We start from the raw sequence: 20728 nt of genomic DNA on the forward strand, positions 1-20728 counted from the left end.
TGGCAAAAAGCCTAGGCTGTATCAATGCAGTTATCCCTGAAATCATGGGCTGATATGTGGTAGTTTTACCACGCCTTAAAATAAGGATTATTGTATTATGATTATCTTTTCCCTCCTCTTTCTCTTCATCGGCCTGGCGCTGCTGGTTGGCGGTGTCTGGCTGATAGCCCTGGGCGGCAGTTGGTACTACGCCATCACCGGCCTGGTACTGCTGGTGGTGGGCGCCCTCACCAAAAACCGCCGCACCTCGGCCCGCTTGCTTTACGCGGCGTTCCTGGTGGCAACCGCCGTTTGGGCATTGTGGGAATCGGGTTACGACTGGTGGCCTCTTGCCACCCGCATGGGCCTGTTCCTGATCCTGGCTATTCCGCTGCTGCTGGCCACCAAAAGCAATAAAGGCGGCGTCAAGGTACTGCTGCCGGTTTGGGCCGTGTTAGTGGTGGGCACCCTCGCCTCTACCTTGGTGGACAAACACAAGATTGATGGCGAGCTCAGCACCGAAATCAAGGTCGCAGCCCCCAATCTTGGCGACGCCCCCGCTGACGGCTGGCAAGCCTATGGCCGCAGCAACATGGGCCAGCGCTATTCGCCCCTGGACCAAATCACCCCCGCTAACGTCAGCAATCTGGAGCTTGCCTGGCAATACCAGACGGGCGATAAAAAAGGCCCGGGGGACGTAGGCGAAACCACCTACGAAGCGACCCCTCTTAAGCTGGGCAACACCCTTTATCTGTGTACCCCCCATAACTGGTTGGTAGCCCTGGACGCCGACTCTGGTAAAAAGGTGTGGCAGTACAAGGCAGCCATTGAGCCAGATCTGCAGCGCCAGCACCAAACCTGCCGCGGCGTGTCCTATCTGCCCGGCACTTCCGGCCAATTGCCGGTGGCCAAGGTGATGGACGCGCCGTCCGAGTCGCTGGCGCCCATTGCCTGCGATGCCGAGCTGTTCTTGCCGACTTCTGATGCCAAACTCATCGCCCTGGACCCGGCAACCGGCGCTCGCTGCCAGAACTTTGCTGACGAGGGCGTGCTTGATCTCACCCAGCACATGCCCTTTAAGCAGCACGGCTATTACTACTCCACCTCGCCGCCGTTGGTGGCCAAGGGCAAGGTGATTGTCGCAGGCTCGGTGAACGACAACTACGCGGTCAACTCCCCCTCCGGGGTGATCCGCGCCTTTGACGCTCGTACCGGCCAATTGCTGTGGAATTTCGACTCCGGTAACCCGGACCAAACCGCCCCTCTGGGCGCTGGCGAGGTCTACACCCCCAGCTCCCCCAACAGCTGGTCTGTGGCCAGTGCCGACGAGAAACTGGACCTGGCCTACTTCCCCATGGGTAACCGCACCCCGGACCAACTGGGCATGTACCGAAGCCCTGCCGAGGAGAAATACGCCAGCTCGGTGTTGGCGCTCAACCTCGACACCGGTAAACCTGCCTGGGTGCAGCAGTTTATCCACCACGATCTGTGGGACATGGACACCCCTGCCCAACCGGTATTGCTGGATCTGCAAACCAAAAATGGCCTGGAGCCGGCGCTGGTGGTACCCACCAAGCAAGGGGACGTTTATGTGCTGAACCGGGCCACCGGCCAGCCCATCTTCCCCATCACCGAAGAGCCAGCCCCCCAAGGCACCGATATTCCTGGCGACCACACCTCGCCCACCCAGCCCAGTTCAGCACTTAACTTCAAGCCGCCGACCCTCAAAGAGTCGGACATGTGGGGCGCCAGCCCGCTGGACCAGCTGTGGTGCCGCATCGAGTTTAAAACCCTCAACTACCAAGGGCAGTACACGGCCCCCTCTACCAAGGGCACCATTGTCTTCCCCGGTAACTTTGGGGTCTTCAACTGGGGCAGCGTGGCGGTAGACCCTAAACGCCAGGTCATGTTTGGCATGCCGCTGTACCTGGCCTTTACCTCCACCCTGGTGAAAAAGGACGGCGGCGATCTGGGCCCGGCCAACCAAGGGGAGCACGGTCTTAACGCCAACGAAGGTGGCCCTTATGCAGTTGATATGAAGCCCTTCTTGTCGCCCCTTGGCGTGCCCTGCCAGCAGCCCCCCTGGGGCTATGTGGCCGGGGTGGACTTGAGCACCGGTAAAAAAGTGTGGCAGCACAAAAACGGCACCATCCACGACATGACCCCCCTGCCCTTGCCCATCAAGATGGGCGTACCCGGCATCGGCGGCCCGGTTATTACAGCCGGTGGCGTAGTGTTTATGTCAGCGGCGGTGGATGATTACATCCGCGCCTACGACCTGACTTCCGGCAAGGTGCTGTGGCAGGCTCGCTTGCCCGCCGGCGGCCAAGCCACCCCCATGACCTACGTCAACAGCAAAGGCGAGCAAATGGTGGTGCAGGTTGCCGGGGGCCACGGCTCCATCGGTACCACCATCGGCGACTACGTGGTGGCCTACAAGCTCAAGCACTAAAAGACAGGCCCTGTAAAAAAGCCCGGCATCTGCCGGGCTTTTTGTTGCGCTGCTCTTAGCGCTAGAGCGCCATCTTGCCACGCACGGCGCGGGCCGAGGGCAGCACGTCGATATTGCAGGCATCGAAGCTGTCAGCCCGGGCCATTTTCCACATCCTCGAATAAAACTCCCCTTCAAAGCTCTCATCCAGCAGCTCGCCGGGTTTGAGAAAGACGTGGATCTGCGAGAACAAACGCACCTCAGTGGTGCTGGTGCGGCGTACCAGGTGGTGAGGGCCGATGTCACTGGGGCAGTCGATGCCGGCGGCAGCCAGCATTTCGGCAAAGGTATGGAGGGTATTGCGGTGAAAGTTATAGACCCGCTGCGCTTTATCCGGCACCACCAGCGCCTGTTGGCGCAGAGCATCCTGGGTTGCCACCCCGGTGGGGCACTTGTTGGTATGGCAAGACTGGGACTGAATACAACCGATGGCGAACATAAAGCCGCGGGCAGCATTCACCCAATCGGCGCCGATGGCCATGATGCTGGCAATATCAAAGGCCGAGACAATCTTGCCCGAGGCCCCCAGCTTGATTTTGTCCCGCAAGTTAATGCCCACCAGGGTGTTGTGAACAAACAGCAAGCCTTCGCGAAGCGGCAGGCCGATGTTGTCGGAAAACTCCCTTGGCGCCGCGCCGGTGCCCCCTTCCTTACCGTCGATAACGATAAAGTCGGGCAGAATGTCGGTCTCCAGCATGGCCTTGGCGATGCCCATAAACTCCCAGGGGTGGCCCAGGCACAGCTTAAAGCCCACCGGTTTGCCTCCCGACAGCTCACGCAGCTGGGCAATAAAGTGCATCAGTTCGGTAGGGTTGGAAAAGGCGCTGTGGCTAGAGGGTGACACACAGTCGCGGTCCATGGGCACACCACGGGTGGCGGCGATCTCAGCAGTGATCTTGTGCTTGGGCAAGATGCCGCCGTGGCCTGGCTTAGCCCCTTGGCTGAGCTTGATTTCAATCATCTTGACCTGGGGGTCCTGGGCCTGGCTTTCAAACTTGTGCGGGTCAAAGCCGCCCTGATCATTACGGCAGCCAAAGTAACCGCTACCCAGCTCCCAGATAAGGTCGCCACAAAATTCACGGTGATAAGGGCTGATGCTGCCCTCGCCGGTGTCGTGGGCAAAATTACCCATCTTGGCGCCTTTATTGAGCGCGCGAATGGCGTTGGCTGACAGCGCCCCGAAGCTCATGGCGGAGATATTGAAAATGGAGGCCGAGTACGGCTGGCGACACTGAGGCCCGCCAATCTGCACTCGAAATTCGATAGGGTCTTTCACCGGCAACGGTCGCATGGAATGGCCGATAAATTCAAAGCCCGGCTTGTACACATCCACCAGGGTGCCAAAGGCCTTTTCGCCCCCTTCATTCTTGGCGCGGGCATACACCAATGAACGCTGGGCTCGGGAAAAAGGCAGTTTTTCGTCGTCCCCTTCCAGCAGGTATTGGCGAATTTCCGGGCGGATAAACTCCACCAGAAAACGGATATGGCCCAGTACCGGGTAGTTACGGCACACCGAATGGCGCTCCTGGCGGAGGTCGTGAATGCCCACCAGGGTCAACAGGCCAGTCAGGATAAACAGCGCCCACAGCCCCGGATGCTGGGACAGAAAGGGAATAACCAGCAGGGTAATAAGAATGCAGCCGCCAAAGAAGGCGTAGCGGCTCAGCAGTGATAATTTCATCCGTTATTGTCCTTGAAAAAGTGACTTATAAGGCCGTACTCGTTGGCGACGGCCCGCTGCATAGCAGACAGGCTGTGCCAGCAAGAAAGCTCAGTCAAGTGTCCCGGCAAAGGCAGCTTCCCCGGCCTTTACCGCCCTCACTCAAATTGCGGCTCCACTTAGCATAAGGACATTGCAACCGGTTAACAGTCTTTTGGCTGTAAGAGAGCGTTTCAGCCCTTTGTTAATGCCATAAAAAAACGCCCCAAAAGGGACGTTTTTCAACAGGCGAATACTTATTTATCCGGCAAGGCGTAGGCAACGATGTAGTCGCCCATTTTGGTGCCGAAGGAGCCGTGACCACCGGCCGCAATCACCACGTATTGCTTGCCATTGACCGAATAGGTCATGGGGGTAGCCTGGCCACCAGCCGGCAGGCGGGCCTGCCACAGCTGCTCGCCGTTGGTCATGTTAAAGGCGCGCAGGTAGTTATCGGCAGTGGCGCCGATAAAGATGACGTTACCGGCGGTGCTGATGGGGCCGCCCAGCATCGGCATGCCCATGCGGAACGGCAAAGGCAGCGGTGAGCTGTCACGCACTGTACCCAGGCGTTTTTTCCACACCACCTTGTTGGTTTTAAGGTCAACACCGGTCAAATAGCCCCAGGCCGGCTGCTTGCAAGGCAGGCCCAAAGGCGACAAGAAGGCGTTGAGGGTCACGCCATAAGGCACGCCGTATTGCGGCTGGATACCAGACTCGGTACCGGAGCCTTTGGCGCCCGGCTCGGGCTCCATGGGGTTACCTGGGCCGCGGGGCATCAGGCGCGACACAAAAGGCAGCGCCATGGGGTTGGCAATGGCCACCTGACGGCTTTGGTCAACCGAGATACCGCCCCACTCAAACATGCCGAGGTTGCCGGGGAACACCAAGGTGCCCTGCTCGGACGGCGGAGTGAAGATGCCGTCATAACGCAGCTTGTGGAAGATAACCCGGCACACCAGTTGGTCGTACATGGTGGCGCCCCACATGTCGGCGCCGCTCATGTTCTCTTTGGGCCTGAAGCTCAAGTCAGAGAAGGGCTGGGTTGGGGAGACGTAGTCGCCTTTGGCGGCGCCCTGGGGCACCGCTTTCTCCGGAGCCGGTACCACCAGCTTGCCGTTACGGCGGTCTAGCACAAAGATGTTGCCGGTTTTGGCCGGGGCATACACCACGGGTACAACATTACCGTCTTTGTCTTTGATGTCGGCCAGGGTCGGCTGGGACGGAATGTCCATGTCCCACAGGTCATGGTGCACGGTCTGATAAGACCAGGCCAGCTTACCGGTGGTGGCATTGAGGGCCAAAATGGCACTGGCGTAGCGCTCCTGATCCGGGGTGCGGTTACCGCCCCAGATATCGGGGGTAGTGACGCCGGTAGGGATATAGACCAGATCCAGCTTTTTATCGTAGGCAGAAGGCGCCCAGGAGTTGGGAGAGTTGAAGGTGTAGTGCTCGCCCTCGCCTGGGATCTTATTGGGATCTTTGGCGCCTGGGTCAAAGGCCCACTTCAGAGCACCGGTGACAATGTCAAAGCCGCGGATAACGCCGGAGGGCTCGCGGGTAGAGAAGTTGTCGGTAACAGCGCCAGCCACGACGATGGTCTGGTCGGTCACAATGGGCGGCGAGGTCGGCTCGTACATGCCGGAGGTTTGCACCGGCTGACGGTCTTGCAGATCCAGCACGCCTTTGTCGGCAAAATCATCGCAAAGGGCGCCGGTGTCGGCATTCACGGCATAGAGGTGACCGTCGTTGACCGGCAGGTAAATGCGCCGGCTGCAGGCGCCGCCCTTGAGGCGGGCGTCATCGGCGGCAAAGGCATGATAAGACACGCCGCGGCAGGTTACGTGCTGGAAGGACGGGTCGGTCTTGAGCTTCGGATCGAACACCCATTTCTTTTGGCCGGTGGCCGCATCCAGGGCAAACAGCATCTGGTGCGGGGTACACAGGTACAGGGTGTTGCCCACCTTAAGCGGAGTTACTTCGTCGGTTATCTCACCCGGATCGCTGGCGCGCTTCATGTCGCCGGTGCGAAACACCCAGGCTTGCTTAAGCTCGTGCACGTTATCGGCATTGATCTGCTTAAGGGGCGAGTAACGCTGGCCCTCCTGGGTGCGCCCGTAAGCGCTCCAGTCGCCGTCGGCAACCTCGGTGTCAACCACCGGGCCGCTGGCTGCGGTAGGCAGCTCGCCGTTGATTTCCTGCGGATCGTTGAACACGGCGTAGGCCAGGATAACGCCGCTAATCACCAGCGCCGAGCCAAGGGCCGGGTAGGCCAGCTTTGAGGGCGCGGTGAGCTTGCGCCAGATAACCGGCAGCATCAGCCAGATGCCGAAAAACACCAGCACGTCGCAGCGTGGCGTCAGGGCCCAGAAATCGGAGCCAACTTCCGCCAGGCCCCAGATCATGGTGCCCAGCAGCAGCACGGCATAAAGCAGCAAGGCGGCGGCCTTGCGTTTTTTCAGCAGCACCGTCACTGCCAGCATCAAGATACCGGCAATAAGGTAATACCAGGAACCACCGATGGCGATAAGCCAGATGCCCCCGGCGAATAAATACAGCCCGGTAAGTGCGGCAAAGATTACCGTTAACGTTACCAGTAAACTGGAATTGGACTCGTTGCTTTTCATATAACCAACCATTAATGAAGGCGTAAAGCGCGACACCTAGAAATATAAGTTAAGACGACAATCCTCAGTAAAACAAACCCGCCTTTTACGTTGACGTAATCACCGTTTTTAATCGAAAACGCCATGGCGAGCTTTACCCGAAAGTGACATTGCTTGTCACCACATCGGGCAGCCGCCTGTACTGGCAGGTCTTGAAACCGCTGATTGTCTTGTTGCGCTCCGGCCTGGCTTGGCGCTTTGGCACCTTATCAGCGACCACCTTGGGTGGCCGACGCCCGGCTCGGGAGTGAAATGTAGGGTGGCAGAAGAACAATTCGCCTTTGCCTGTCTCGGCAATTAGGGAAATTGTTTAAGACGGTGATGATAGCTATAAACAATTAACTGATAAAGAACGCTTATTGTAAAAGTCCGTTTATAAAAAACCAAAAACGGTTCAATTGCTTAAAAAGTGAAACAATGAATTATTTTTAAACAAAGAAAACACTCTGGTAATACCAGCATACTTTTTATTTTTTAAATCAATTTAAGGCAGTCCAAGCCATCGAGGGCCATGTGAATAAGCAGCCCTACCCCCACCCAGCGGGTTTTGGGCAGCAGCGCCAATACCAGATAAAGGGCAATGGCCCAGGGTTGATGCAGGGGGTGAAAGCCGATGGAGCAGCGCAGCGGGTCAAACACCGGGGTGGCTAGTAGATGGTCGGCATCCACCAGCATGGTGGCCCACATCACCAGCAGCGCCCTCTTCCACTGGGCACGCCAAAACACCAGTGCCACCACCAGCGGCACCAGAAAGTGCAGCACCATGTGCAGGTTGCTCGACAGCATGCTCAGCTTTGCGGGCGGTCACGCCACAGCTGTGGCAGGTAGCGCGAGCTAAAGAGATACACCAGGCCCCAGCTGCTTACCGCCAGTTGGATGGCCTGCCAGGGATTGTAATCGCCATGGCCCTGGCTGATGTCAAACACCACCAGGCCAAGGTCGGCCAGCATCGCCACTTTCAGCAGCCAGCCTTGCTGGCGCCAGGCCCACCAAAAGCCGTCTTTGCTGTCTACTTGACGAAGACCGTTCAGCCACAGGCACAGCAGCGCCGGGATGGCCGGCAACAATTGCGGCCAGGCTTGGCTAAAATCGGGCATCAGTAACTCCAAAAAGGCGCCACCACTGGCGCCGCCCATCAACGAGCCCAGCCAGATGATGGGGTAGCGCAGCAGCCAGAACAGCAAGATCCAAAGGGCCCTTGGCAGTTTAAAGAGGCCTTTGGCGTCCAACTGCCCTGGGTGAAATACCGGCTCAACCATGGCGATTGGCGTGGATCATATTCAGCACGTCCTGCTTGGCGTCGCGGATATGGTGGCGAAGGCGCTCTACCGCGTCATCTATGCGTTGCTCGCGGCAACAGGCCAGCAGCGCTTCGTGTTCGCCCTCGGCCCGTTGGACACCGCCGTCCAGCATCAGGTGCAGGCGCACGTAGCGGTCGGCATGGAGATTGAGGTTTTGGATCAGCTCCAGGGTCCGTGGCCGGTTGGCACCCACGTACAGGCTCAGGTGAAACTGGCGGTTAAGGCCGGCCCAGTTTTGGATGGAGTCTTCCTTGAGGGCGGCATCCATTTGCAGCAAAAAGCCCTGGGACTGGTACAAATCAAGGGCGCTGAGGTGCGGAATGGAGCGCGCCAGCAGATCCGGCTCAATCAGCAGCCGGATATCAAACAATTCCTCGGCCTGCTCTACCGACAAGGGCGTCACCCGCGCGCCCTTGTGGGCCTCGAAGTCGATAAGGCCTTCGGCCTCCAGCTGCATCATGGCCTCGCGCACCGGAATACGGCTGACATTCAGGCTCTCGGCGATGAGATTTTGGCGCAGCGGCTCACCGGCTTTTAGCTCGCCGGACAAAATGCGGTCGCGCAGGCTGTCGAGGACAAAAGCGGTGCGGGTTTTATGAATGGTGGTCGCGGGCTTACTGCTCATGGTCGATGCAAAAAGGCAGACAATCGGGCCAGTATATCGGCTTCTTTTATGCGGCTCCATCGGCAAAAACAACACCACAAAAAGACATCTTTTAACCAACCGTCAACTCAACCAAGGTAAGGAGGCAACAATAACCGGCGCCATGAAGGCGCTGACAATATGCAATGGAGGACACAACATGAAGAAAACCGCCCTTATCTCGGCAACGCTTTTGAGCGGTGTGTGCAGCCTGGCCCAGGCTGCCGATCTGCAAGTGGGCCTGAAAGCCGCCGACGCCCTGGCCAGCAGCGGTGCCAGCCCCACCGAGCTAACCATCAGCTTTACCAATACCGGCAAGAAGGACGTAAAAATCCTGCGCTGGTTTACCGCAGAAGACGGCGCCCTTGCCGACAACCTCTTTACCGTAACCCGTGACGGCAAAGCGGTGGAATACATCGGCCGCCACTACAAGCGCCCTGCCCCCACCGCCAAAGACTATGTGACCATCAAAGCGGGCCAGAGCCTTAGCCAACAGCTGGATTTGTCTGCCTTTTATGACATGAGCCAAGCTGGCAGCTATGCGGTGAGCTATGAGGTCGAGCAGGCCGGGGCCGACACTCCGTCGCTCAAGCAAACCCTGCTGGCCCGCCCTGAAGTGCTGCGCTCGGCCAGCATCAGTTTCTGGGTCGATGGTGTTGAAGATAAAGGCATTGCCATTAAGCAGCCCATGGTGGCGGATATCGGCATCAGCAGCATCGGTTACCAAGGCAGCTGTACCAACAGCGAGAAATCCAGTATCAACAATGCGGTGAGCGCGGCTCAGTCTATCAGTAACGCTGCCCTGGCTTACCTGCAAGGCAACAGCAACCCCAGCGGCTCAACCCGTTACAAAACCTGGTTTGGCACCTACAGCAGCAGCCGCTACAGCACCGTGACCAGCCATTTCTCGGCCATCGCCAATGCTGCCAGCACCAAGCCGCTGGTGTTCAACTGCGCCTGTAACGACAGCGCCTACGCCTACGTTTACCCAAGCCAGCCCTACACCATTTATCTGTGTAACGCCTTTTGGTCAGCGCCCACCAACGGCACCGACTCCAAGGCCGGCACCATTGTCCACGAGCTGAGCCACTTCAACGTGGTGGCCGGTACCGACGATATCGTCTACGGCCAGTCAGGCGCCAAATCCCTGGCCCTGTCGAGCCCGTCGCAGGCCATTCAGAACGCCGATTCTCACGAGTATTTTGCTGAGAACACGCCGAGCCTGCCCTGATAAAAAAGGCGCCTTAAGGCGCCTTTTTTAATGATTGGCGAAAGCTGATGCGTTTTTTGGTGTCGGCGTAGTAGTAAAGCGCCATCACCAGCCCCAGCACCAAAGGCGGGTTGAACGACGGCATCACCTGAAACGGAAAGCCTTGGGCAAAGACGTTGAAAATCAGCAGAAACAGGCTGGCGATGGCAAAAATGCCAAGGCCGTTAAAAAGCGCGTTTTTCTCTGCCAGGGCCCTTGGCACTGGGCTCGACAGCGGGGCGCTGTCGGTCAGCACCTCACCATTGGCCGATACCGCCAGGGTGGCGCCGTCAAAGCTCACTTCCACCAGGCCCATGGCGGCCTTGGGGATGGCCAGGGCGCACAGCTGATGGGGTTTTAAAGTGCGAAACAGCAAGGATTTGTCCCGCTCTTCGCCGTCAATCAGCAATCTCACTTCGGTCAGCAGCAACCTCGGCAGCACCTGCACCTCGATTTGATGCTGCTGCCATTGACCTTGCCATTGCAGGGTTTTCATTACTTTTTACTCGGCGTCCAGGGCGTGATGAGGCGGATCTTACTGCTTTTTTTGGGAATGGAAATGTCTGGCGGCAATCCCGGGAAATAATCAAAGATCTGCTGCGGCACCTCAACCCCGGCGCCGTCGATAAAATGCCAGGCGCTACCGTCTTGTTTGGGGCGAACGGCGATAAGGTAGCCGTCTTCACTCACCACCTGGTTTTTGCTCTCCAAACGGCTGTGGATGGGCACAAAGGCCACCCAATCATCCTTGGAGGGGTAAAACTGGGTGGGGGTATCGAGGGTCAAGGCGCTTTGCTTAAGACCGCGCCGCTCGAGGTTTAAAAAACTCTCCTGGGCATTGATAAGCGCGGCCTCTTCGCCCCCTTGGGCAGCAATGGCTTTGGGGTGGGTCATGGCCACCAGGGTTTGAGCATCCTGGGCAAGAGTGGCGGCCTTGAGCTTGGCAAGGGCCGGCGCCAGCCCATCAAACTGGGCCCAAGCCGGCAGGGCCGCCAGCAAACTAACGAGTAACAGTACCGATTTATTCATTCGCCGTCCCAATAGTTAAGGCCTTGGTTGCTGCGCCCAAAAATGGCAAAGCTGCGCTCCTTGCTGTCCCCACCCGGCGCGCAGCCCGCCACCACCCCGTATTTACCGGAATCGGGATAAAGCATCACATCGGGCTGCTTCATGGTGGAGACCGCCAGATACACCAGCTCTTTGAGGCCGGAGTTAACCAACTGGTGGGCGTTATCCGGCCCTGCCGGGCAGGAGATAAAATCCCCGGCCTGCACCGGGTGGCTTTGCTCACCCATCAGCAAGGTGCCACTGCCTTCGAGGATAAAGAACATCTCCTCGTTGTTAAGATGGGCATGGCGCGGCCAGGCTTTTTTGCCCGGCTGAACCCGTACCACCCGAAATCCCAGCTCCTTGGCGCCAATGGCTTGTGCCACCGAGGCCACCCTGGCGAAATACTCGTCGCCATGGCTGTGGCTGCGGTACGTCAGTTTCTGAATGTTGATAACCGGACTGTTGGCCATGCTTGACCCCACTGTTTGGGTCTTTTAGTGTGAGCACCATTCTAACAACGAAGCCCGGCCTTTTAACAAGCCCCTTACAAGCGCCGCGCCATGCCCGCCCTCGAGGTTCGGATGAACAAAACCCTGGGTTCAGCCCTTATCGTGGCCGGTACCACCATCGGTGCCGGCATGCTTGCCCTGCCCCTTGCCACCGCCAAACTGGGTTTTGCCTTAAGCAGCCTGCTGCTGGTGGTCTTTGCGCTGCTGGCCGTCAAGGCCGCCTGGATGATGATTGACCACTGCATTGCCTTAGCTGGCCCCGCTTCGCTCGACGCTCTTGGCCGTAAGGCCTTTGGCCCTATGGGGCGGGTCTTGGTGGCGCTGGCCATGGGCATGCTCTACTACGCGCTGATGGCCGCTTATGTGTCCGGCAGCGCCAGTTTGATTGGCGCCAGCCTTGGCTTCGGCCAGGGGTTGGCGGCGCTTTTAGCCTCGCTGGTGGTAGGGCTGTTGGTGATGTTCTCCACCCAGGTGGTGGATATTTCCAACCGCTTGCTGTTTAGCCTGAAAATGGTGGCGCTGGCGCTGGTTATCGCCGGGCTAATGCCAAGCATCGACGGCGCCAGCCTTAGTCAGGGCGGCGTCATGCCCCTGGCGGCCCTGCCCATCATCTACACCGCCTTTGGCTACCACGGCTCCTTGCCCACCTTGGTTAACTACCTGGAAAAGGACCGCCAAAAGCTGCGCCTGGCCATCACCTGGGGCACGCTGCTGCCGCTGGCGCTGTACCTTGTCTGGCAGGCGGTGGTGCTGGGTAGCCTCACCCCAGAGGCCCTGGCCGCCACCGACGGCAAGCTTGAGGTGCTGATAGGGGCCCTTACCCACCAGCAGCAAGGCTGGCTCAGCCAATGTATTCACCTCTTTGCCGACTTGGCCCTGGCCACCTCTTTCCTTGGAGTAGCGGTGGGGATGTTCGATTTTCTGGCGGCACTTTTTAACCGCCAAAGCTCCCTGGCCGGGCGCAGCCAGACCGCGCTGCTGACCTTCATCCCGCCGCTGGCAGTGGCCCTTTTCTACCCCAATGCCTTTATCAGCGCCTTGGGCTTTGCCGCCCTGGCTCTGGCCTTTATGGCGCTGGTGCTGCCGGCGGTAATGAGCCTCCAACAAAAAAGGCACCCCGAGGGTGCCCTGCTGTTAGTGGCGGCGGCGCTGGTGTTTGCAGCCCAGTTGGCGGGATGAAAAAAGCGGCCTTGGCCGCTTTTTTGTTTACTGTTTGCCGATGGCTTTATTCAGTAGCCGGTGCAGCCTAAGCTGCTTGAGCTCGGTGCCGTCGCGCTCTTCAATGCGGTGACAGCCGTCTTCTTTAAAACCGTGCTTGAGCCAGAACTTGATGCCGGCCTGGTTATTTTCCAGCACCCACAAATTCAGCGACACAAACCCCTGCTCACGAAGGGCAACCAGGGCTTTGTCCAAGAGTTTTGAGCCCAGGCCGCCGCCAATCATTTCCGGGTCCAGGTACAAAGCGCGCAGCTCGGCGGTGGTGCGGCGAGATACATCCGGGTCGCGGGAGCGGCCGGTGTTGACAAACCCCAGCAGCTGGCCGTCGTCTTCCACCAACCAGGTCTGGCTCAAAGGCTGGCGCAGCAGGCCTTCTACCAGCCCTAAGCGCCCAACGGCATTGAGTTTTTCCAGAAATTCCGCGGGCAGAAACTGGCGATAGCTCTGCTGCCAGGCACGCACCAACAGATCGGCGATGGCAGCGGCATCGTCGAGGTGGGCCAAACGAAACTGGGGTAGTACGGGCAAGGTGGTGGTTCTCGGCGCAGTGGGATTGCTTGAAGTTAACAAATCACCGGCCCCCGAGACAATCCCCTGAGTGGTCAGCTTTGTCGATAACGGCAATGGGTTTCGCCGATCGGCCCTTTATCTGAGATAAAAGGCCGCCGGCAAAACCCGTTTACTCAGGCAGAAAAGCCCTGTTTTTTGCGCTCCCGGCGCAGCCAGAACCAAGTCCAGAGCGGCAGGCTGGCAAGCTCCACCAAAGGCTCCAGAGCAAAGCCCATAAAGCTCAGCTGAGTGTGCCAATCTTGCCAGAGCAACATGCCCGGCGCTGGCACGGCGATCATAAAGGCCAGCCACAGCGGCATCTCTTGCTCAAGGCGCGCCACCGCAAAGCCGGTGGGGGCAGAGAGCAGCTGCATCCCCAACGCCACCAGCAGCAGGCTCCAGGGCTGGGCCGGATCGCTCAGCCAGTTAAGGTAAGGAAGCTTGGGCACGCTGATGCCAACGCCATACATCACCAGGGCAATGCCGTAGGTGTAGAGCAGCACCAGAATAAGCAGAATAAATAAACGCATCAGCCAGTTATGCAGCATCGATAACCCCTTGTTCGCGCAAAAATGCCATCAACGCCTGGTCGTCCCAGGTGGCAACCCCCAGGCTCTCGGCCTTGGCAAGCTTTGAGCCAGCCTTCTCGCCAGCCACCAGCACGTCAGTGTTCTTCGACACCGAGCCGGCCACCTTGGCGCCAAGCGCCTCCAAATGAGCCTTGGCTTCGTCGCGAGACAGCACCGACAAGGTGCCGGTGATGACAAAGGTCTGCCCAGAAAGCGGCAGCTCGGCCGCTTGTGTCACTTCGCGCTCAGAGCTCCAGTGCACGTCAAGGGCCAAGAGCCGCGCCTCGATATCCCGCGCCCGTTCGGCATTGGCGCTGTCGGCAAAGAAAGCGGCCAGCCCTTTGGCTGCCGCCTTGGTGCCGCCAAGGGCGTTAAAGAGGTTTTGCTCGTCTTTAGCGCATTGGATAAGGGCATCGAGGCTGTCAAAGCGGCTGGCCGCCTTTTCCGCAGCGCCAGGGCCAACGCCGACGATATCGAGCTTGTTGATAAACTCGCTAAAGCTCATGGGCGCAAGGCTAATCTTGGCGCCGGCCTCCCCCAGCTTAAGGCCCTGGCCACGAAGCCCCTCAACCACCTGCCAGTTGTTGGGCTCGTTGAAAAACTCGCTAATGTGAAAGGCGACTTCCCGGCCCACATCGGGGATGGAGGTTAAAAGCTCAACCGGGGCCATACGGATGTTGTCCACATTGCCGAGGGTGGCGGCCACCAACTTGGCGGTCTCCTCCCCCACTTCCGGGATGCCAAGGGCGTAGAGCACTCGGTTAAAGGGAGTGGTTTTACTGCGAAGGATAGCGGCGCGCAGCTTGTCGGTGGAAAGCTCGGCAAAGCCTTCCAGGCCCAAAATATCTTCGCGTTTAAGCTCGAAGATACCCACCGGGCTTGCCAGGCGCTCGGCGTCCACCAGCTTTTCGACCACCACATCCCCCAGGCCTTCGATATCCAGGGCCTTGCGGGAGGCAAAGTGAATAAGGGCCTGTTTGAGCTGGGCCGAGCAGGTAAGCCTGCCCGAGCAGCGATACGCGGTGCCCTCGCGCTCTATGACCTTGGTTTTAAGGCGGGTGCGCAGGGTTTCGCGCTCCACATGGGCGCCGCACACTGGGCAAGCGGTGGGAAAAGCGATGTCTTTGGCCTCTGCCGGGCGGCGCTCCTCCACCACCGACACCACCTGCGGAATAACATCGCCGGCGCGGCGCACGATCACCGTGTCGCCAATTTTGACGCCGAGGCGGGCAATCTCGTCGGCGTTATGCAAGGTGGCGTTGGAGACGGTCACCCCGCCCACAAATACCGGTTTGAGCTTGGCAACGGGGGTGATGGCGCCGGTGCGCCCCACCTGGAACTCCACGTCTTCAAGGACGGTGAGCTCTTCCTGGGCCGGGTATTTCCAGGCGATGGCCCAGCGCGGGGCGCGGGCTACAAAGCCCAGCTCGTCCTGGTCAGCGACGCTGTCGACCTTGATAACGGCGCCGTCGATATCAAAATCGAGGGCGTCGCGTTTTTGCAAAATGGCGTCATGGTAGGCCTTGACCGCCTCAAGGCTCTCAACCCTTGTCACTTCTTTGCTGACCGGCAAACCCAGGCCGCGCAGCCACATCAGCCGCGCATACTGGCCGGCGGGCAGCTCACCGCCCTCCACTACCCCAAGGCCGTAGGCATAAAAGCTCAGCGGCCTTTTGGCGGTAATGCGCGAGTCGAGCTGGCGCAGGGAGCCGGCGGCGGCGTTGCGGGGGTTGGCAAAGAGTTTGTCGCCGCTCTCAAGCGCCTTTTTGTTCATCTCTTCAAAACCGGCCCGCGGCATAAACACCTCGCCGCGCACCTCGATGCGCTGGGGATATTCGCCCTGCAACTTAAGGGGAATGGCGCGGATGGTTTTCACATTTTGGGTGATGTCTTCGCCGGTAGCGCCGTCGCCACGGGTGGCGCCGCGCACCAGCACACCGTTTTCATACAAAAGGCTCACCGCCAGGCCGTCGAGCTTGGGCTCGCAGCACCAGGCCGGGCTATGGCCCAGGCCTTTTTCGACCCGTTCGCCAAAGGCGATGAAATCACCTTCATCCATGGCGTTACCCAGCGACAGCATCGGCACTTCGTGGGTAACTTCTCCAAAGGCGGCAGCAGCCTTGGCGCCCACTCGCTGGGTGGGGGATTCGGGGGTGATAAGGTCGGGATGGGCGGCTTCAATGGCTTGCAGTTCGCGCATCAGCCGGTCGTATTCGGCATCGGGAATGCTGGGGGCGTCGTCGACGTAATAGCGGATATTGTGCTGGTCGATTTCGCGGCGAAGGGTATCGAGTTGGGTTTGGATGTCGTTCATGGCGCTCTAACAAAAAAGCCCGGCACAGGCCGGGCTGACAAAGGCTTTAATGGCCGCCCGCTGCAAGGAGCTGGCGCCGAGTGAATTCGCGGATTTGGCCCTGGTAGTGCTGCACTGTCTGCTGGGTGACCAGGTTACGGTCACCGTCCAGCACCTGGCAGCCGAACTCTTCGGCCATCTTCTGTGCGGCAGAGAGCATCATGGCAAAGGCCTTCATGGCGTCACCGGCGTTGGGCAGGGTCATAAACAGCGCCACCCCACGGGTGTTGAACTGCTCCATGTTGTCCACGTCGAAGGTGCCGGGGTTGACCATGTTGGCCATGCTAAACAGCACCGGGCCACGGCCAGAGGATTCTTTGTGGCGGTGGAAGATATCCATCTCGCCAAAGCGCATACCCAGGGTAAGCAGCAGCGGCAGCAGCTCGGCGCCTTCAATCGGCTCGTCTTCCTTGGCAACCACATGCAGTACCAGCACGTCTTGCGGCTCGGGGGCAAGCTCCGGTTCTGGCTCTGGAGCCTGTTCGGCCTGGATGCTGGGCATAAAGGGGGCTTCGGGTTCACTTACCTCGGAGCCGGGGGCTTTGGCCACCTGCGGCTCTTGCTCAAACTCAGGCTCCGGGGCGGCGGCAGGCGCGAACTCTGGTGCCGCGGCTGGCTCTACAGCCTCGGCCTCTTGCGCCGCTTCGGCCTGGCTGGAGAGGTTAAGATCCATCTGCTCCATCTTGGGCTCATGGCGGCGCTTGGCTACCACCCGCACTTCACCGATACCGTCGTCGTCAAAGCCTGAGGTGTCTTTGTCTTTTTGGGTGGCGATGGGTTTGACCGCTTTGGTCTTCATCTTGGCCTGGCCCTGGCTGCGGATGGTTTTAAGGCCGTGGGCAAAAATAGCACCGATGATCAACACACCCGCAATTAGCAAAAAAATTTCCATCTAGGCTTCCTGTCTCTTTTTTCTAGCCTGCTTCCGCCAATGCGACGGCTTGTTCAATATCCACGGCGACGATGCGCGACACACCGGGCTCGTGCATGGTGACCCCGGTGAGCTGGTCGGCCATTTCCATGGCGACCTTGTTGTGACTGATGTAAATAAACTGGACGCTGTCTGACATTTCCCTGACCAAGCGGCAGTAACGCTCAACGTTAGCGTCGTCCAGTGGCGCATCCACTTCGTCCAGCATACAGAAAGGTGCTGGATTTAGCCTGAAAATGGCAAACACCAATGATAAAGCGGTCAGCGCCTTTTCACCACCGGAGAGAAGGTGAATGGTGGCGTTTCGTTTACCCGGTGGCCGGGCCATGATGGTAACCCCGGTATCCAACAAGTCTTCGCCGGTCAGCTCCAAATAAGCGCTACCGCCGCCAAACACCTTGGGAAAGAGGCGCTGCAAGTCGGCATTGACCACATCAAAGGTGTCTTTGAACTTGGCGCGGGTCTCCCGGTCGATTTTGCGGATGGCGTTCTCTAAGGTTTCCAGGGCAGCGTTAAGGTCGGCGTCTTGTTCGTCGAGATACTGCTTACGCTCGGCCTGCTGCTCGAATTCCTCGATGGCCGCCAGGTTAATGGCGCCAAGGCGGGCCACGGCATTCACCAGGCGGTCAATCTCCTGGGCCAGGGCCTCTTCGGTCTGGTCGCTAAGGGCCGCCAGCACCTCGTCGATGTTCTGCTCCAACTCGTCGAGCTGCTCGCGGGCGCCATCGGCCCGCACCTTGTGGCCTTCGATCTCCAGGCGGCGCTTGTCAATCTCGCCCTGCATGCTTTGCACCTTGGAAAAGGCCGCCGCCTGACCCTCTTCCAGCACCGCCATGCGCTCGTCAAGCTCGGCCATGCGCTGGTTAAGGGTACCAAGCTGCTCTTCCACTTCCTTGTGCTCAGCCAGCCACAGTTCCAATTGGCTTTGCTGGTCCTGGCCGGGTTCTTCCAGCAATTGCTGCTCTTCCAACAGCGCTTCGAGCTGTTCGGTTACTTCCTCGACCTGCATACCGGCCCGCTGGCACGATTCGGCCAAGCCCTGGCGCTGGGATTTAAGGGTTTCAACGCGGATTTGCAGCTGCTGGGCCTGGCCGCGCAGCTGCTCTTCTTGAGCCCTGGCGTCCGCCAGCTGCGGCTCCAGATCCTCTGGGGTGTCCTGCTCCTCGGCTTGCTCGGCGTCTTCCATCAGCATCAGCTGTTCTTCGCCAAGCTCGGCAAGTTCTTGCTCCTGGGCGGCGATGGCCTCCACCAGGGCGGCCCGCTCTTCGCCTCTGGCCCGGGCTTGCTCTTCAAGGCTGGCCAGCCTTGATTGCAAGATGGCCAGCTGCTGGCGCGCATCCTGGGCCTGTTGCTGGGCTAGTTGCTCCTGGCGCTGCGCGTTTTCGGCCTGCTGCTGGCACTGAACAAGCTGCGCCTTGGCGGCCTCTAGTTGCTCGCTGGCCGCAGCGAGGGCGTCTTCCAAGGCCGGTTGCTGGGCGCTTAGGGCGTCCAAATCTGCCACCAGACTCAAACCCTGGCTTTGGCCAGGGGCGGTGGAGACAAACCCAGGACCCAGCCAGAAGCCGTCCGGGGTGATAACCGATTCACACTCACCCAGGCTTTCGCGCCGGGCCAGGGCCTGCTCGCGGTTATCGGCCAGGTACACCTGGTTTAGCCAAGGCAGCGCCACCGGCGCAGTCACCACTTGGGCCAAGGTGCCGGCTTTGGCTGCCATGGCGCCGGGGCGCAGCAGCGCCGCACTTTGGCTGGCATCCAAAAAGGGGGCGTCGTCGCCTACCCGGGCGCTTAGCCAGCTGCCCAGCACCTGCTCGGCGGCCCGGTGCCAGGCGCCGTCAATGCGAAGGGTGGAGAGCAGGGTCGGCAACGCCGCCAGGGTCGGCAACTCTTCCTTGCCCCCGGCAGCGTCTATCAATTGGCTGAGCTGAGACAGGCGCGAGTTAAGGGCATCCAAGGCGCGCTCGGCCTGGCGCTGGGCATTTTGGCACTCTTGCAGCTGTTGCTGGGCGCCCTGCTCGGCCGCTTTTGCCTGTAAAGCCTGCTGGCGCGCCAGGTCATGGGCCTCAGCCGCCTCTTCCTGGCTGATGCGAAGCGCCTCGCCCTGCTCCCGAAGCTCAAGCAGCGCTTCGTTGTCGTGGCCGGCGAAGTTGGCCAGCCGTGCTTGGTCACGGCTGATATTGGCTTTGAGGTTATCGATACGGGTCGCCAGCACCTGCAGCCGGGTTTGCAATTGCCCTTGGCGCTGCAAACGCTGGGCAAGAGCCTGTTGCTGGGCGCGGTGGCGCCCTTCAAGGCTCTCGCGATTGAGGCGCGCTTCGGCCAGCTGCTCGCGCAGCTCGTCAAGCTCGGGGCTCAGCATCTCTAGCTCGTCATCGGCTTCGCTCTGGCGAGCCTGGTCTTGAGCGAGGGTGAGCCTTGCTTGCTCGGCCCGTTGCTGAAGCCTTGAAAGCTGCTCATCAAGCTGGCTGCGCCGGCTTTTGGCGTTAACCAGGTTTTGCTCGGCGCGGGCAATGTCAGAGCCCAGCCGGTAATAGCGGCTCTGGGCTTGCTCTACCTGGGCCTTGGCATCGTGCTGGGCTTCTTTAAGTTCGACCATGGCCTTTTCGTCGCCCCGGCTTTGGGCAATAAAGCGCTCCAGCTCGGTCTCGAAATGGCGTATTTCGCTGCTTAAGGTGGTGATGGCGTCCTGGTAGCGGCGAAAACGCAGCGCCGCTAACTGGCCCTTATTGGTGCGCTCCTGCTTTTTGTAATCGCGGTAGCGGCGGGCGGCATCGGCCTGGCGGCGCAATTTGTCGAGCTGGGCGCCCAGCTCTTCGCGCACGTCGGTCAGGCGCTCGAGGTTGTCGCGGGTGTGGCGGATGCGGTTTTCGGTTTCCTTTCGCCGCTCCTTGTACTTGGAGATACCGGCTGCTTCTTCGATAAAGACCCGCAGCTCCTGGGGGCGCGACTCGATAAGCCGGGAGATCATGCCCTGCTCGATAATGGCGTAGGAGCGGGGGCCAAGGCCGGTACCAAGGAAGATATCGGTGATGTCGCGGCGCCGGCAACGGCTGCCGTTCAAAAAGTACTGGGATTGGCCGTCGCGGGTAACCAGGCGTTTGACCGCGATCTCAGCGTATTGGGCCACCGGGCCGGTGGCGGTGCCGTCGCTGTTGTCGAACACCAGTTCGACACTGGCCTGGGACACCGGCTTTCGGCCAGAGGAGCCGTTGAAGATGACGTCGGTCATGGCGTCGCCGCGCAAGTTTTTGGCACTGGATTCCCCCAGTACCCACCGCACGGCGTCAATGATGTTGGATTTACCACAGCCGTTCGGGCCCACCACGGCAGTCATGGCCTTGGGAAAAGGCACGTTGGTGGCGTCCACGAAGGATTTGAATCCGGCCAGCTTGATACTTTTCAGGCGCATCTGTCCCCGGCGCTCTCGTTATGGTGTGGCAAATTAAGCAGTCGGCAATCTACCACAGTTTCTGTAACAAATCCGGGCTAGGCGCGGCGCGTTCACTCTTTTTATACTGGCCTTT

At 59.6% G+C, this 20728-nt stretch carries 16 protein-coding genes; 3 read left to right on the forward strand and 13 right to left on the reverse strand.

What is annotated here, in order from left to right; genetic code table 11:
* The first annotated feature begins 97 nt into the window (after positions 1 to 97).
* Positions 98 to 2431: a glucose/quinate/shikimate family membrane-bound PQQ-dependent dehydrogenase gene (locus EDC28_RS04760; RefSeq protein WP_123420834.1), complete on the forward strand. Its 2334-nt coding sequence runs from the start codon at positions 98 to 100 to the stop codon at positions 2429 to 2431.
* A 61-nt stretch (positions 2432 to 2492) separates the two neighbouring features.
* Here the strand turns inward: EDC28_RS04760 and EDC28_RS04765 are convergent, their stop codons facing one another.
* The 5 genes from EDC28_RS04765 to EDC28_RS04785 all read right to left on the reverse strand — a co-directional run bounded on the left by EDC28_RS04765 (position 2493) and on the right by EDC28_RS04785 (position 8761).
* The gene (locus EDC28_RS04765; protein WP_050657625.1) at positions 2493 to 4151 is read right to left on the reverse strand and encodes an FMN-binding glutamate synthase family protein; all 1659 of its coding nucleotides are present in this window, start codon (positions 4149 to 4151) and stop codon (positions 2493 to 2495) included.
* A gap of 275 nt (positions 4152 to 4426) precedes the next feature.
* Entirely contained in the window at positions 4427 to 6796 is a 2370-nt protein-coding gene (locus EDC28_RS04770) for a glucose/quinate/shikimate family membrane-bound PQQ-dependent dehydrogenase (RefSeq protein WP_123420835.1), read from the reverse strand.
* Between the two features lie 513 nt (positions 6797 to 7309).
* Complete coding sequence (locus EDC28_RS04775) at positions 7310 to 7621, reverse strand: DUF6122 family protein (protein ID WP_050657624.1); 312 nt, start codon at positions 7619 to 7621, stop codon at positions 7310 to 7312.
* A 2-nt stretch (positions 7622 to 7623) separates the two neighbouring features.
* Positions 7624 to 8094 carry a DUF2919 family protein gene (locus tag EDC28_RS04780; protein ID WP_123420836.1) on the reverse strand — a complete coding sequence of 157 codons (471 nt, stop codon included), beginning with the start codon at positions 8092 to 8094 and terminating at the stop codon, positions 7624 to 7626.
* Positions 8087 to 8761 (reverse strand): GntR family transcriptional regulator, encoded by a 675-nt coding sequence (locus EDC28_RS04785; RefSeq protein ID WP_123420837.1) that lies wholly within the window; start codon positions 8759 to 8761, stop codon positions 8087 to 8089. The genes EDC28_RS04780 and EDC28_RS04785 overlap by 8 nt, the downstream gene beginning before the upstream one ends.
* A gap of 178 nt (positions 8762 to 8939) precedes the next feature.
* Between EDC28_RS04785 and EDC28_RS04790 the strand changes: the two genes are divergently transcribed.
* Positions 8940 to 10010: a M35 family metalloendopeptidase gene (locus EDC28_RS04790; RefSeq protein WP_123420838.1), complete on the forward strand. Its 1071-nt coding sequence runs from the start codon at positions 8940 to 8942 to the stop codon at positions 10008 to 10010.
* 13 nt (positions 10011 to 10023) lie between these two features.
* On the opposite strand, the gene EDC28_RS04795 is transcribed toward EDC28_RS04790, so the two are convergent.
* The 3 genes from EDC28_RS04795 to EDC28_RS04805 are packed head-to-tail and all read right to left on the reverse strand — an operon-like array spanning position 10024 to position 11548.
* Positions 10024 to 10524, reverse strand: coding sequence for a hypothetical protein (locus EDC28_RS04795; protein ID WP_050657620.1), 501 nt, complete (start codon positions 10522 to 10524; stop codon positions 10024 to 10026).
* Entirely contained in the window at positions 10524 to 11057 is a 534-nt protein-coding gene (locus EDC28_RS04800; RefSeq protein ID WP_123420839.1) for a hypothetical protein, read from the reverse strand. Before EDC28_RS04800 ends, EDC28_RS04795 begins: the two co-directional genes overlap by 1 nt.
* Positions 11054 to 11548, reverse strand: a complete 495-nt coding sequence (locus tag EDC28_RS04805) for a cupin domain-containing protein (RefSeq protein WP_050657618.1) — start codon at positions 11546 to 11548, stop codon at positions 11054 to 11056. Before EDC28_RS04805 ends, EDC28_RS04800 begins: the two co-directional genes overlap by 4 nt.
* A 111-nt stretch (positions 11549 to 11659) precedes the next feature.
* On the opposite strand from EDC28_RS04805, the gene EDC28_RS04810 reads away from it, so the two are divergent.
* A complete protein-coding gene (locus tag EDC28_RS04810) occupies positions 11660 to 12766 on the forward strand; it encodes an amino acid permease (RefSeq protein WP_170164032.1) in 1107 nt (368 codons plus the stop codon).
* A 27-nt stretch (positions 12767 to 12793) separates the two neighbouring features.
* Here EDC28_RS04810 and EDC28_RS04815 read toward each other — a convergent pair whose 3' ends face one another.
* From EDC28_RS04815 to smc, 5 genes are all read right to left on the reverse strand, one after another.
* A complete protein-coding gene (locus tag EDC28_RS04815; RefSeq protein ID WP_050657616.1) occupies positions 12794 to 13333 on the reverse strand; it encodes a GNAT family N-acetyltransferase in 540 nt (179 codons plus the stop codon).
* A gap of 155 nt (positions 13334 to 13488) precedes the next feature.
* Positions 13489 to 13902 (reverse strand): hypothetical protein, encoded by a 414-nt coding sequence (locus EDC28_RS04820; protein WP_050657615.1) that lies wholly within the window; start codon positions 13900 to 13902, stop codon positions 13489 to 13491.
* On the reverse strand, positions 13892 to 16237 hold the full coding sequence (ligA, locus tag EDC28_RS04825; RefSeq protein WP_123420841.1) for an NAD-dependent DNA ligase LigA: 2346 nt from the start codon (positions 16235 to 16237) through the stop codon (positions 13892 to 13894). Before ligA ends, EDC28_RS04820 begins: the two co-directional genes overlap by 11 nt.
* 46 nt (positions 16238 to 16283) lie before the next feature.
* Entirely contained in the window at positions 16284 to 17168 is an 885-nt protein-coding gene (gene zipA / locus EDC28_RS04830) for a cell division protein ZipA (protein ID WP_123420842.1), read from the reverse strand.
* A 22-nt stretch (positions 17169 to 17190) separates the two neighbouring features.
* The gene (gene smc / locus EDC28_RS04835; RefSeq protein ID WP_123420843.1) at positions 17191 to 20613 is read right to left on the reverse strand and encodes a chromosome segregation protein SMC; all 3423 of its coding nucleotides are present in this window, start codon (positions 20611 to 20613) and stop codon (positions 17191 to 17193) included.
* Positions 20614 to 20728: the final 115 nt, after the last annotated feature.

This window comes from Gallaecimonas pentaromativorans (assembly GCF_003751625.1).
Classification (GTDB): Bacteria; Pseudomonadota; Gammaproteobacteria; order Enterobacterales; family Gallaecimonadaceae; genus Gallaecimonas; species Gallaecimonas pentaromativorans.